Raw genomic sequence first — 13,473 nt, 5'->3', positions numbered from 1 at the left:
CTGACAGAGAGTGCCCACCCATGCGCCCTTCACCGGGCGTGTGCTTTCCGGTGCTCGCGCACCTCTGTTCCATTTCCTCTGTTTCTTCACGCCCGGGTGGGAGTCGACGCGTATGCGTGCTGCAGGTCCGCTGTCCTGGCGGGGACGTGGCCGATTGGCCCTGACATCGTCAGGGCGTGCTCGGCGGCGTCGTGCCCGCATATCAGTCGTTCTCTTGATGTCGTCGACCTTGATGGTCACGAGCCTCTCCGCCGAGGCCTGGGCCGTCCCCGGCCCCGGCATGTTCCGGGAGGAGACGCAGCTCGAACTGCCGGACATCCCGGGGACCGACCCGATCGGCAAGGACGAGACCGCAGAGACCAGTCTGACCACCGCCGACGAGGTCCCGGTCGCGCCGTACGAGCCACAGGCCATCACTCCGTGGCAGGCGGACAGCGGCACCGCCGACCTGACCGGCCTGGAGCCGGGTGCCACCGTGCCCGTCGCCGACCTGCCGGTCGCCCTCGGCGTCCCCGAGGACGGCGACCCGGCCGCCCTGGCCGGACAGTGGAACGTGGCTCTCGCCGCCCCCGAGGCCTCCCAGGACGCGGGCGTCGCCGGGCTGATCATGCAGGTCACCCCGCCGGCCGGCGCCGACCCGGAGGCCGAGGTCGCGCTCAGCGTCGACACCACCGCCTTCGCCGACCTCTACGGCCCGCAGGCCGCCGACCGCTTCGGCCTCATGCTGCTGCCCGAGTGCGTGTACACCGCCTCCGGCACCGGCGACTGCGCCCCGGACGAGGGCGACGGCGGCACGGAGACGATGTCCGGGGGCACCGCTGGCTCGGACACCTTCGCGTCGCTGCCCAGCGAGGTGGAGCTGCTGTCCGCCGAGGACGCGCCCACCCGCACCACCGCCGCCAAGAACGTCCAGACCCGCCGCGTCCTGACGGGCAGCGTGCCCGTGGGCCAGCTGCTCGGTGAGAAGCGGACCCCCGCTACCGAGGCGGACGGCGCGTCCGCCCGCTCGCGCGTCGACGGAGACTCCGCCAAGGCCGACTCCTCCGTGCGCCCGGCCGCCCTGCGCGCCGCGTCCTCGTCCGGCTCGCGTGTCGTCGGCGCGCTCGACACCGGCGCCTCGGCGGCCGGTGACTACACGGCCACCCCGCTGCTCTCCTCGGGCTCCTGGTCCGCGGGCTCCTCGTCCGGTGCCTTCACCTACGGGTACCAGGTCCAGACCCCGGAGACCGGCGGCGGCCTGACACCCAAGATCAACCTCTCCTACTCCTCGCAGTCCGCCGACGGCCGCACCTCCGCCACCAACAACCAGGCGTCGTGGATCGGCGACGGCTGGGAGTACAACGCCGGCGCGATCACCCGGACCTACGCAGGCTGCACCCAGGACTCCAAGAAGCCGGGGTCCAACAACGCCACCCACCGCACCGGTGACATGTGCTGGGGCTCCGAGAACGCCACGCTGTCCCTCGGCGGCATGACCACCGAACTCGTCTGGAACGAGGCCAAGAAGACCTGGACCACCGCCAACGGTGACGGCTCCAAGGTCGAGCTGATCAAGAAGCCCGACCTCAAGAACGGCGCCAAGGACGGCGAGCACTGGGTGGTCACCACCCGCGACGGCACCCGCCACTACTTCGGCCTCCACCGGCTGCCCGGCTGGTCCGACAAGGGCACCTCCACCACCGAGGACGACGACCCGGTCACCAACTCCGTCCTGACGGTCCCGGTGTTCGGCAACCACCCCGGCGAGGACTGCTACAAGGCGGGCAACTTCGCGGGCTCCTCATGCACCCAGGCCTGGCGCTGGTCCCTCGACTACGTCGAGGACGTCCACGGCAACGCCATGTCCCTGTGGTGGGCGCGCGAGACCAACTACTACGCCAAGAACTTCAACTTCAAGGCCCCGGTCTCCTACCACCGCGGCGGCTATCTGACCCGCATCGACTACGGGCAGCGCGCCGACAGGATCTTCTCCGCTCCGGCTCCGGCCCGCGTCAACTTCACGGTCGCGGAGCGGTGCTTCAAGGAGGGCGCGCTCGACTGCACCGAAGGGAACTTCACCTCCAAGGACCCGGGGAAGTACCGCATCTGGTACGACACCCCGGCGGACCTCCGCTGTGCCGCCGGCAAGATGTGCTGGAACGCCAACCCCGCCTTCTTCTCGCGCAAGCGCCTCGACAGGATCACCACGTCGGCGCAGCGGCGCACGGACACCACCGCCCGCCAGGTGGTGGACGAGTACCAGCTCAAGCAGGACTTCCCGACGCTCAAGGCCGGTTCCAACCCGGCCCTCTGGCTGGAGTCGATCACCCGTACCGGCTACGGGCGCAACGGCACCACGGACGCGAAGGTCACCCTCAACCCGGTGCGCTTCGAGTCCAACCAGGAGGACATGCCCAGCCGCGTCATGCGGCCCAAGGACACCCGCCCCCGCTTCTCCCGGCTGCGTATCGCCCGCGTCATCAGCGAGTACGGCGGTGAGACCGTCGTCAACTACAAGCAGCCCGAAGGCGCTTGCGCGACGGGCACCGGGCTGCCGGGCAAGGGCGACACCACCGGGCTGAAGTCCAACACCCGCCTCTGCTACCCCTCCTACTGGCACCCCGACCCGGCAGTGGAGGACATCGACTGGTTCCACAAGTACGTGGTCGCCGACGTCGAGGAACTCCCCAATGTCGACGGGGCGTTCTCCACGCTGACCGCCTACGCGTACGAGAACGCCGGCTGGCGCCTGGCCGAGCAGGAGTTCACCAAGAAGTCCACCCGTACCTACTCGCAGTTCGCGGGCTTCGAGCAGGTCACCACTGTCACGGGCGCCGACGACCCCGAGATCGGCAGCAAGCGGTCCAAGGCTGTCGTCCGGTACTTCCGCGGCATGGGCGACTCCGTGTCCGTGAAGGACATCGCCGGCACCGAGATAGCCAAGGACCAGGAGCCCTTCGCCGGCCGTGTCGCGGAGGAACTGACCTACAGCAACGCCACGGACGCCGACACCAACTGGCTCACGCGTTCCGTCACTTACCCGAAGGCCACCGAACTCGCCAAGCGGGAGCGGGGTGACGGCCTCACCGCCCTGCGCGCCTGGCGCGTCACCGAGCCCAAGCAGCTCTCGTACACCAAGTCCTCGGGTACCGGCGACGACAAGCGCACCGAGCGCGTCATCGAGACCAAGACCACGTACGACGAGGAGTACGGCCTGCCCACGCAGGTCGAGTTCTCCGGTGACACCGGCAGGACCGGCGACGAGTCCTGCTCGGCGATGGAGTACCTCCACCAGGAGAAGGCCCACATCATCGGCCTGACCAAGCAGGTCAAGTCGTCCGCCACCACCTGCGCCGACGCCGACTTCGGCAACCTGGCCACCCTCAGCTCCGCCGGCCGCACCGCCTACGACAACCAGGCGTACGGTGCTGCTCTCCCCGAGTCCGCCCGTGGCCTCGCCACCCAGGTCTGGTCGCTGAAGGCGGACGGCACCGGCTTCCAGAGCGAGGGCACCACCGGCTTCGACGCCATCGGCCGTGTCGTCAGCCAGACCGACCCGGAGCTGAAGACCTCGAAGATGACCTACGACCCGCCCTCCGGGCAGGCGTTCAAGGTCACCACCGAGAACTCCCTGGGCCACAAGCAGATCGACGAGCTGGAGCCGGGCCGCGCGACCACCACCAGGTCGACCGACGCCAACGGCCACGTCAGCCAGTCGTCGTACGACCCGCTGGGCCGGCTCAAGGAGGCGTGGGGCCCCGGCCGCACCCCCTCCGCGTCGGCGGTGCCCGACTTCGCGGCGACGTACACCACCCCGGCGGGCAAGCCCCCGTACATCACGACCTCCTCGCGCGGCCATGAGAACCGCGTGGAGACCTCGGTCACGATCTTCGACGGCCTCGGCCGCGAGCGCCAGAGCCAGGAGCAGGCCACCGGTGGCGGCCGTCTGATCACGGACACCCTGTACAACAGCTCGGGCGAGGTGTGGCAGACCAACAACGCCTACTTCGCCGAGGACAAGCCCAACGGGGAGCTGTTCCCCCCGATCGCCGACACGGCCATACCCAACGCCACCCGCTACACGTACGACGGTCTCGGCCGGGTGCTGCAGGAACTCCCCCTGCTGCGCGGCGTGGAGATGCCGACCAGGGCGACCAAGTACACGTACGCCGCCGACCACTCCACGGTGATCAACCCGTCGGGCTCGGCCTCCTACCGCGTCTACTCCGACGCGCTGGGGCGTACCGCCCGGGTCGACACGTTCACCAACACCGCGCGCGACGACTACACCTCGATGCGCTACGAGTACGACGCGCGGGGCCAGTTGGCGAAGGCGGACCACTCCGCCGACCGCTCCCGCCCCTGGACGTGGACCTACGACCGCCGGGGCCGCCTGGACACGGCCACCGACCCGGACTCGGGCGCCACGGTCACCAAGTACGACAGCCGTGACCGCCCGGAAACGGTCACCAACGCCCGGGGCATCAAGACCTGGACCGAGTACGACGAACTGTCCCGGCCCTCGCAGCAGCGACTCAACGACAAGAACGGCACCCTTCTCAGCCAGTACACGTACGACGACGCCACCGGCGGCAAGGGGCTGCCCTCCTCCGTCAAGCGCTACACCGACGGTCTGCCGTACGAGCTGAAGGTCGGCGGCTTCACCTCCGACTACCAGCCCACCTCCACCACCCTGTCCCTGCCGCCGTCCATCGCGAGCACGTGGGGGGTCAGCGCCTCCTACCGCTACGACTACACGTACACGGACACCGGTCAGCTGAAGGAGGCGTCGCTGCCCGCCGCGGGCAAGCTCGCCGCGGAGAAGCTGGTCGTCCGCTACGACAAGGACGGCCTGCCGCTCTCGGTCTCCGGCAAGGACTGGTACGGCGCCGAGGCGGTCTACTCCTCCTACGGCCAGTTGCTGCGCGCCACGCTCGGCGCACAACCCAACCGGGTGTGGACGCAGGCCAATTACGACGAGGCCAGCGGCGAACTCATCGACCAGCAGGTCTACCGGGAGAAGAAGGGCGACACCTCCGTCGTCGGAGGCAACCTCGTCTCGCACCGCTCCTACTGGTACAACAACGCGGGCAGCGTCACCGCCATCCGCGAGCGCTCCCTCGGCATCGAGGAGCGGCAGTGCTTCACGTACGACCCGCTCGGCCAGCTGACGAAGGCCTGGACCGCCAAGGACCAGAACTCCTGCGCCGCGGGCCCGGCCGGTTCCGGCGGCACGTCCAACGCGACGGCGGGCACGGACGGTTCCGGCTACTGGCAGGAGTACGAGTACGACCTGCTCGGCAACCGCAAGAAGCTCACCGAGAAGGACCTGACCGGCGACACGGCGAAGGACGCCGTCACCGAGTACGCGTACGGCAAGACCGACGGCAGCCAGCCGCGCACCCTCACCAAGGTGACCAAGAAGTACGTCACCCCGCAGGGCGCCCAGGTCACCGCCGAGGCGCAGCGCCTGTACGAACTGACCGGCGAGACCAAGACCGTCACCTCCACGGCGACGGGCGACAAGCAGGAGCTCACCTGGACCTACGACGGCCAGGTCGAGCGGATCGTCGGCCAGGGCAGCGGCGGGAAGACCGAGTACGTCGGTCTCGCGGACAAGTGCCTCGACCTGCAGACGGGCGTCGCGGCGGCCGGCCAGCCGGTGCAGCTGTATCCCTGCAACGCGAGCAACGCGCAGAAGTGGCAGTTCTCGGTCACCCCCAATCAGAGCGATGCCGACCTGGGCGCGCTGCTCGTCGACCGGGCCTGGTGCCTGCGGCCTGCGGCCAACACCGCCGGTTCGGCCCTGCAGGTGCAGAAGTGTGACGGTTCGGCCGCCCAGCAGCTGAAGCGCAACGCAGCCGGACAGCTGACCCACCCGGCCTCCGGCCTGTGCGTCGCCGTCAAGGACGGAGCTACGGCCAACGGCACGCCGATCGTGCTCGCGGCCTGTTCCGCCGGCTCGGCCGCGCAGCAGTGGGAGCCGCAGAACGAGACCCGTCACATCTACGGCCCCGACGGTTCCCGTCTGCTGACGGTCCAGGGCAAGCAGGCCACCTTCCACCTGGGCGAGTCCGAGGTCACCGTCCAGAAGGGCGGAACGCTGGTCAGCACCCAGCGTTCCTACGCCTCCCCCGGCGGCTCGGTCATGCGCTACACCTACGGCACCGGCGCCGAGAACCTGGTCGCCATCGCCTCGGACCACCAGGGCAGCCCGTACGCGGAGGTCGCCTTCTCCGACACCATGTCGGTGCGGATCCGCAAGCAGGACCCCTTCGGCAACCAGCGCGGCGCGCCCACGAACACCATGCGGACGCACACCGGGTTCCTGGGTGCGACACGTGACGACTCCTCCGGCTACACGCCCCTGGGAGCCCGTCTGTACGACCCGGTCGTCGGCCGCTTCCTCTCCGCCGACCCGGTCCTGGACCTGGCCGACCCGTTGCAGTCCAACGGCTACGCCTACGCCCACAACAACCCGGTCACCCTCTCCGACCCCACGGGTCTCTCGGTGACGCTGACCGCGTCGGAGAGAGCCGCGGCCCTCTCGGGCGCCGGCCTGAGCGCCGCCCAGGTCTCCGCGGCCCAGGCGACGATGGGCAAGTCCCTGACCTCGGTGATCCTCTCCGCGGCCTGGGGTGCGCTGAAGGACTTCATCGGCATCACCGATGCCATGAACTGCTTCGGCGGTGACATGTGGGCCTGCGGAAGCCTCATCATCGGGGCGATCCCCTGGACCAAGCTGGGCAAGATCCCGTCCGTCCTGAAGGCGGTCAACCGCACGATCTCCGCCATCCAGGCCTTCCACAAGGCGAAAAAGGCGGCCCAGGTAGTCCTCGCCGCGGCGAAGGCGGCGGAGAAGAGAGCGCTCGACGCCAAGAAGGCGGCGATCGAGAAGGCCAAGAAGGCCGCGCAGGCAGCCAAGAAGAAGGCTGCCGAAAAGGCCAACACGATCAGCAACAAGGCGGTCAACCAGACAAAGAAGACCGGCAACCCGGTCCAGAAGCAGGCCCAGGCGAAGGCGGCCCCGAAGGCCTCCTCGGCCGCCAACGTCAGCAAGGGCTCAGGAGGCGGCGCCAAGGCCACGTCCAGGCCCGGCGGCTCCTCCGGCGGCTCGGCCCGCTCCAACGGCGGCTCGAGCGGAAGCGGCGGGTCCGGCAAGACCGGTGAAGGCAGCGGCGGTTCCTGCTCGATCAGCAACAGCTTCACCCCTGGCACCAAGGTCCTCATGGCCGATGGCTCAACGAAGCCGATCGAGGACGTGAAGGTCGGCGACAAGGTCAAGGCAACCGACCCCAAGACAGGCGAGACCCGGATCGAAACGGTCACCGCCGAGATCAAGGGCGAAGGACTGAAGCACCTGGTCAAGGTCACCATCGACACCGACGGCGACCGGGGTACGAAGACCGCCGAGGTCACGGCCACCGACGGACACCCGTTTTGGGTGCCCGAGTTGGGTGAGTGGATCGACGCCACCGACCTCAAGTCGGGCCAGTGGCTCCGCACCGGAGCCGGCACTCAGGTCCAGATCACTGCGGTCGAACACTGGACCAGCTCGGGCGCGACAGTCCACAACCTGACGGTCGGCAACACCCACACGTACTATGTGGTGGCGGGCGTCACGCCGGTCCTGGTTCACAATTGCGGACCTGAGGCTAGAGCAGCAGCTCAATCCGCACCCGCGGACGCCACGATGAGCGCAGCAGCTCGGTTCCGGGGTACCGATATGGTTTCCACCGGTCACTCTGGCCATTCGTCCCGCCCAGCCTATTTCGAGCCCGAGATTGATTCCGCTCTCGCGGATGGTGGGCAGATCGCCGGACGCGGAGCCGATAACTGTGCAGAGATCCGGGCCTGCAATACTCTGATCGCCGAACATGGAGCCGATTTCGAGGACCAAGTTGGACGCTCGCTACGGTTGAGCGACATCGAATTCTTGACCGTTCGCAGTGCAACGGGTGCCCCAGAAGCGGCCTGTCTATCCTGCCAGAGTGTTCTTGTCCGGCGCGGAGCGACAGATCTATCGAGGTGAGAAGGATGCGTGAATCGGAGCTAGAGGAATTCCTCAGCTCGTTTGGCTGGGAGGTGGCTGGGGTGGGTCGTGAAGCCGATGCCATCCTGACAGGCCTGGAGCGTGTCGGATTCGCCTGCCATGAGGAGGCGAGGAGCTTCTTGGGCGAATATCTCGGCCTGAAGATCGACCACCTTCCGGCCCTCGTTATCGCCGGAGAGAGGATCTCAAGCTGGACGCATTTCGATCCGTCCGCCGTGTGCACTACCCGTGATGCGGACGTGGCTCGCCGATGCGCAGACGTGGCTGGCACGGCTCTGTTTCCGATTGGAGTGGACAGCTTTCATCTGACCGTATATTCGGGAAGCGACGGAAGGCTCTATGCAGGGTTCGATTCATCGGTCTATCGATATGGGGAAAATTGCAATGCGATGTTCTCGATGATGAAAGCTGGAGTTCGTCCAATCTCATTGGGTGAGTGGACGCTTCAGTGAGAACGATGTGCCGTCGCCTTTGCTGAAATTGGGGTTCATTTGAATCTTCAACGCCCTCTTGGCTGAGGAGTCAAGAACCCTGAAAGGCATACACGAGCCCTCGTCGACAATGATGCCGATGAGGGCTCGATGCCGTTTGACGGCAGTAGTTGACGGCAACGTCAGCGGACGGGGAGCGCGCAGGACGGTGCGTCGTCGCTAGCGTCAAGCTGGTTGGCGGTCTCGGCAGTGTCGCGGAGAGTGTGGCCGAGGAGGTCGATGGCGTCGCGCTGGAGGCGGAGTCGGACATGGGCGTAGACGGTGGCCGTGACACCGATGTGGGCGTGGCCGAGGAGTTCTTTGATCACGACGAGTTCGACGCCCTGCTCCAGGAGGAGCGTTGCGGTGGAGTGCCGTAGGTCGTGGAAGCGGATGCGGCGGAGCCCGGCCCGGTCGAGGAGGGCGCGGAAGCTGCGATTGAGGTTCACGGGATCGATCGGCTCTCCTGCTGGCGTACTGAAGACGAGGCCGTTGTCCCTCCATTCCTCCGCTGCCGCCTCTCGTTCTCCTTCCTGTACCTCACGGTGTTCCTGGAATGAGTAGATGCACTCGCTGGGGAGAGCGATGCGGCGTTCGGATGCACGGGTTTTGGTGGGTAGGGCGGTCAGCCCGCCGGTCTGGGTGCGCTGGAGGGTGCGCCGGATGCTGGCAGTACCTGTCTGGAGGCCGAGGTCTTCCCACTGAAGGCCGAGGAGTTCGCCCTTGCGGAGTCCAGTGCGGAGGGCGAGTTCGTACAGCGCGAACAGGCGATTCTTACGGACAGCAGCGAGGAACTGGCGGGCCTCATCTGCCGTGAGCGGTTCGAACCGGCGGGGGCGCGGCGTACCCGTGCGGACGTTGCGGGCGACATTGCGTGTGATCTCCTCCTCGCGGACGGCGTGCTCCAAGGCGGACTTGAGCACGGAGTGGATGTACGCCAGCGTCAGCGGGGAGAGCCGCTTGGAGCAGCACGCTCCGGCGGCGCAGCAACGGGGCTGATCCCGGCCGGCATCGATGCGGCGGGCGCAGCACTGGCATGTGGTGCGGAGCTGTTTGAGCCAGGTACGGACGTCTTTGGCGGTGAGCTTGGCGAGCTTCTTCTTGCCCAGGCCGGGGACGAGGTACTGGTTGACGCACGCGGTGTAGCGGGTGTGGGTGTTCTCGCGGAGCTGGTGGACGGCGACTGCCTCCAGCCAGTACGTCAGGTACGCGCTGACGCTGCCCTGCGCGGAGGGGATAGGGACGCCGCGCTTGCTGGCGGCGATCTTCTCGGTGAGCTTGGCCAGTGCGTCTTTGCGGGTGGTGCCGTAGACGCGGAGGAGGGGACCGAGCCGGCTCACGATCCGGCCTGCGGCCGACTTCGAGATCCCGAACAGGGGAGCCATCTGCCGCAGAGTTAGGTTCGTCGGCCAGTAGGCGACGACCAGCAGAACCCTATCGAGCGGCAGACTCCATGGACGGCCTCTGCAGACCGGAGGCGGCTTCCTGAACTGCAGCACAGTGATCAGCTTCCGGAGCAGATCGAGATCGGGGCCCTGTACAGGCAGTTCGAAACGTACGCCATGGGCGCGGCAGAGTTCGTCGGTGCGCTTGAGAATCTGGTTCCTCTTCTGAGGCTGCTGCGGCCGTAGCCTGCGCGCGACCCCCAGGAGAGCAGTGCCCTAGGGTTCGGGCATGAGTGCGCAGACGTACGTATCGGAGCTGTTTTCGCTGGCCAGCCGGGTCGCCGTCGTGACTGGAGGCAGCTCCGGGATCGGGCGGGCCATCGCCGGGGCCCTCGCTCGGGCCGGGGCCAGTGTCGTTGTGGTGGCTCGGCGCGAGGCCGAGTTGGAGGCCACCGTTGGGGAGTTGGAGAGAGAGGGGTGCCGGGCTGCCTGGGTCAGTGCTGATCTGGGGACCGGTGAGGGGGTGCGGGCGGCCGCCGATGGGGTCGTTGCCGCATTCGGGGAGCCGGACATTCTTGTCAACTGTGCCGGGATCAACCTGCGGCCGCCCATGGACGGCCTCGGTGAGGACGTCTGGGACACCACCATGGCCGTGAACCTCAAGGCGCCCTTCCTGCTGGGGCAGCGGTTCGGGCCCGGGATGGCTGAGCGTGGGTACGGGCGGATCATCCATGTCAGCTCGCAGCAGGCCCACCGCGCCTTCGTGAACAGTGGGGCGTACGGGGTGTCCAAGGGCGGGCTGGAGTCCCTGGCCCGGTCTCAGGCCGAGGCGTGGTCTCCGTATGGCGTCACCGTGAACACGCTGGTGCCGGGGTTCGTGCTGACCCCGCTCAACGAGCGGCTCTCCTCCGATCCTGAGAAGGTCGCCTCGCTCGCCGCCCGTACCTTCGTCGGGCGCAACGGGCTGGCCGAGGACTTCGCGGGGGCCGCCGTGTTCCTGGCCGGGCCCTCCTCCTCGTACGTCACCGGGCAGGCGCTGTTCGTGGACGGCGGGTTCTCGTCGCACTGAGGCTGAGAACCGGGGAGTTCGCCCGTACGCCGACGCCCGGGAGTTCTCTGGTCGCCGGGGTTCGAGCGACAGCGACCGTGTGGCGGGCCCGTGTTCTACCGGAGCCCGCCGCTCCTCCCCCGAAAAAATCCTCAGGAACTCTGCTGCCAGAGCGCTGCTGCCGCCTCCTCCACCGCCGATGCGACCGCCGTCGACGTCGCCTCCTTCGTGAGGCCGAGGCCGGTCAGGGCGCCGGTGCCGGCCTCGAACTCCAGCAGGGCCAGCAGGATGTGCTCCGTGCCCACGTAGTTGTGGCCGAGCCGCAGCGCCTCGCGGAACGTCAGCTCCAGGACCTTGCGCGCGTCCGCGTCGTACGGGATCAGCTCGGGGACCTCGTCGGCGGCGCGCGGCAGCGTGGCCTCCGTCGCCGTGCGCAGCGCCTCCGGGGTCACGCCCTGGGCCGTGATGACGCGGAGCGCGATGGCCTCCGGTTCGGCCAGGAGTCCCAGGGTCAGATGGGCCGGGACGATCTCGGCGTGGCCGGCGGCCTTGGCCTCGTTGTGGGAGGCCATGACGACGTTCCGGGCCCGCTGGGTGAAGCGGCCGAAGCCCTGGCTCGCGTCCAGGTCGGACGCTTCGTCGCTCTTCTTGGTGACGAAGCGTTTCTGGGCGGCCTGGCGGGTGACCCCCATGCTGCGGCCGATGTCGGTCCAGGACGCGCCCGAGCGGCGCGCCTGGTCGACGAAGTGGCCGATGAGGTGGTCGGCCACGTCTCCGAGGTGGTCGGCGGCGATGACCGCGCCGGAGAGCTGCTCCAACGCGTCGGGGTTGGACTTCTTGATGGCCTCGATCAGGTCGTCGAGGCGCACGGACGGCGTCGCGGGAAGTGGCTGCGTCATGCGTCAACCCTAAGTTGACACCCGCAGGAGTGTCAACCTTGGGTTGCGCACGAGGCTCCGGCTCGACCGCTCCGTCAGAGGTCCAGGTCCACCACCACCGGCGCGTGGTCGGACGCGCCCTTGCCCTTCCGCTCCTCGCGGTCCACATAGCTGTCCTTGACGGCGGCCGTGAAGGCGGGGTTGCCGTACGTCAGGTCGATGCGCATGCCCTTGTTCTTGGGGAAGCGCAGCTCCCGGTAGTCCCAGAAGGTGTACGCGCGGTCGTACTTGAGGGGGCGGGGCACCACCTCGGCCAGGCCCTCCCCCTCAAGAGCCGAGAGGGCCGCGCGCTCGGCGGGCGTGACGTGGGTGGCGCCCTCGAAGAGCGCCGGGTCCCAGACGTCCTCGTCGGTCGGGGCCACGTTGAAGTCGCCCAGCACGGCGAAGGGCAGCGGGCCCGTCACCTCGGGTGCGACGGCCTTGCGGAGGGCTTCCAGCCAGGCCAGCTTGTACGTGTAGTGGTCGTGCTCCACCTCCCGGCCGTTGGGGACGTAGACCGACCAGAGGCGGACCGGGCCGCAGGTCGCGGAGATCGCGCGGGGCTCCTGGACCCCGTCGTAGTCCGGGCCGCCGGGCAGCCCGGTGACGACGTCGGTGAGGCCGACCCGGGAGAGCAGCGCGACCCCGTTCCACCGGCCGGTGGCGTTGACGGCGGACTCGTACCCCGCCTCGCGCAGGGCTTCGGCGGGGAACTGCTCGGCCGTGCACTTGGTCTCCTGGATGCACAGCACATCGGTGCCGCTGCTCTCCAGCCAGGCCAGCAGCCTCGGCAGCCGGGCGGTGATCGAATTGACGTTCCAGGTGGCGATGCGCATGGCCCCCAACCTAGCGGCTCCCACTGACAGCCGACGAAAACCCGCCGCCCGGCGACAGGACGGCGGGGAGGAGAGGGAAGGGAAGACAAGGTAGGGGAAGGTCCCGGAGGGAGCGCTGCCCGGCTCCTACAGCTCCGTGGTGCCGCCCGGGGCCAGCCTGCCGTGGTCCGCGCCGCCCAGGGCACCGATCTGGTTGTCGTAGATCGGCCGGGCCAGGTCGGTGAGCAGAGCGTCGTGCACGTCGATCGCGCGGCGCGGCTTCACCTCCCGTACGTAGTCGATGACCTCGGAGATCTTGCTCCAGGGGGCCATCACCGGGAGCAGCAGGGTGTCCACGGGCCGTTCCGGGACGGTCAGCGCGTCGCCGGGGTGGAAGACCGAACCGTCCACCAGGAAGCCGATGTTGGTGATCCGGGGGATGTCGGGGTGGATCACCGCGTGCAGTTCCCCGTGCACGGTGATGTCGAACCCGGCCGCCGAGAACGCGTCGCCGTCGCCCACCGTGTGCACCCGGCCGGGGAAGGCGGCCGAGAGCTGGTCGGCGACGCTGCGCAGGGTCCAGATCTCGGCCGCCGGGTTCGCCTCCAGGCCCGCCCGCAGCCGGGCCTCGTCGAAGTGGTCCGGGTGCTCGTGCGTGACGAGCAGGACGTCGGCGCCGAGGGCCGCGTCGTCCTCGGAGAAGCCGCCCGGGTCGATGACCAGGACGCGCCCCTCCTTCTCGATCCGCACGCAGGAGTGGGTCTTCTTGGTGAGCGTGAGTGGCTGAGGCGATGCGTTCATGGGTC

General features: G+C 68.5%; 7 protein-coding genes and 1 pseudogene. 3 read left to right on the top strand and 5 right to left on the bottom strand.

The features are described 5' to 3' along the window. Positions 1 to 217 precede the first annotated feature (217 nt). Both ACQ9ZG_RS28360 and ACQ9ZG_RS28355 read left to right on the top strand, forming a co-directional pair. Complete coding sequence (locus ACQ9ZG_RS28360) at positions 218 to 8,011, top strand: ricin-type beta-trefoil lectin domain protein (RefSeq protein WP_258312004.1); 7,794 nt, start codon at positions 218 to 220, stop codon at positions 8,009 to 8,011. Between the two features lie 5 nt (positions 8,012 to 8,016). After that, positions 8,017 to 8,484 (top strand): SUKH-3 domain-containing protein, encoded by a 468-nt coding sequence (locus ACQ9ZG_RS28355; RefSeq protein ID WP_109914583.1) that lies wholly within the window; start codon positions 8,017 to 8,019, stop codon positions 8,482 to 8,484. Positions 8,485 to 8,645: 161 nt separating this feature from the next. On the opposite strand, the gene ACQ9ZG_RS28350 is transcribed toward ACQ9ZG_RS28355, so the two are convergent. After that, positions 8,646 to 9,842, bottom strand: a complete 1,197-nt coding sequence (locus ACQ9ZG_RS28350; protein WP_375138271.1) for a tyrosine-type recombinase/integrase — start codon at positions 9,840 to 9,842, stop codon at positions 8,646 to 8,648. Continuing rightward, positions 9,819 to 10,013: pseudogene (locus ACQ9ZG_RS28345) on the bottom strand (helix-turn-helix domain-containing protein); the annotation flags it as partial. The pseudogene ACQ9ZG_RS28345 and the gene ACQ9ZG_RS28350, both read right to left, overlap by 24 nt. Positions 10,014 to 10,176: 163 nt before the next feature. On the opposite strand from ACQ9ZG_RS28345, the gene ACQ9ZG_RS28340 reads away from it, so the two are divergent. Then, complete coding sequence (locus tag ACQ9ZG_RS28340) at positions 10,177 to 10,956, top strand: SDR family NAD(P)-dependent oxidoreductase (protein ID WP_109914584.1); 780 nt, start codon at positions 10,177 to 10,179, stop codon at positions 10,954 to 10,956. 131 nt (positions 10,957 to 11,087) lie between these two features. Here the strand turns inward: ACQ9ZG_RS28340 and ACQ9ZG_RS28335 are convergent, their stop codons facing one another. From ACQ9ZG_RS28335 to ACQ9ZG_RS28325, 3 genes are all read right to left on the bottom strand, one after another. After that, on the bottom strand, positions 11,088 to 11,834 hold the full coding sequence (locus ACQ9ZG_RS28335; protein WP_109914585.1) for a Clp protease N-terminal domain-containing protein: 747 nt from the start codon (positions 11,832 to 11,834) through the stop codon (positions 11,088 to 11,090). A 74-nt stretch (positions 11,835 to 11,908) separates the two neighbouring features. Further along, positions 11,909 to 12,688 carry an exodeoxyribonuclease III gene (locus ACQ9ZG_RS28330; RefSeq protein ID WP_028418263.1) on the bottom strand — a complete coding sequence of 260 codons (780 nt, stop codon included), beginning with the start codon at positions 12,686 to 12,688 and terminating at the stop codon, positions 11,909 to 11,911. 126 nt (positions 12,689 to 12,814) lie between these two features. Then, positions 12,815 to 13,468, bottom strand: coding sequence for an MBL fold metallo-hydrolase (locus ACQ9ZG_RS28325; protein WP_109914586.1), 654 nt, complete (start codon positions 13,466 to 13,468; stop codon positions 12,815 to 12,817). Positions 13,469 to 13,473 lie beyond the last annotated feature (5 nt).

It is taken from the genome of Streptomyces araujoniae, from assembly GCF_050871195.1.
In the GTDB taxonomy this organism is placed as follows: Bacteria; Actinomycetota; Actinomycetes; order Streptomycetales; family Streptomycetaceae; genus Streptomyces; species Streptomyces bacillaris.
Note: the sequence above shows the minus strand (reverse complement) of the source record. Positions and strands in the feature narration are given on the sequence as shown.

Bases quoted from the DNA above. Each gene is read 5' to 3' on its own strand.
- ACQ9ZG_RS28325 (WP_109914586.1), bottom strand. From the start codon at position 13,468: ATGAACGCATCGCCTCAGCCACTCACGCTCACCAAGAAGACCCACTCC.
- ACQ9ZG_RS28330 (WP_028418263.1), bottom strand. From the start codon at position 12,688: ATGCGCATCGCCACCTGGAACGTCAATTCGATCACCGCCCGGCTGCCG.
- ACQ9ZG_RS28335 (WP_109914585.1), bottom strand. From the start codon at position 11,834: ATGACGCAGCCACTTCCCGCGACGCCGTCCGTGCGCCTCGACGACCTG.
- ACQ9ZG_RS28340 (WP_109914584.1), top strand. From the start codon at position 10,177: ATGAGTGCGCAGACGTACGTATCGGAGCTGTTTTCGCTGGCCAGCCGG.
- ACQ9ZG_RS28360 (WP_258312004.1), top strand. From the start codon at position 218: ATGTCGTCGACCTTGATGGTCACGAGCCTCTCCGCCGAGGCCTGGGCC.
- ACQ9ZG_RS28355 (WP_109914583.1), top strand. From the start codon at position 8,017: ATGCGTGAATCGGAGCTAGAGGAATTCCTCAGCTCGTTTGGCTGGGAG.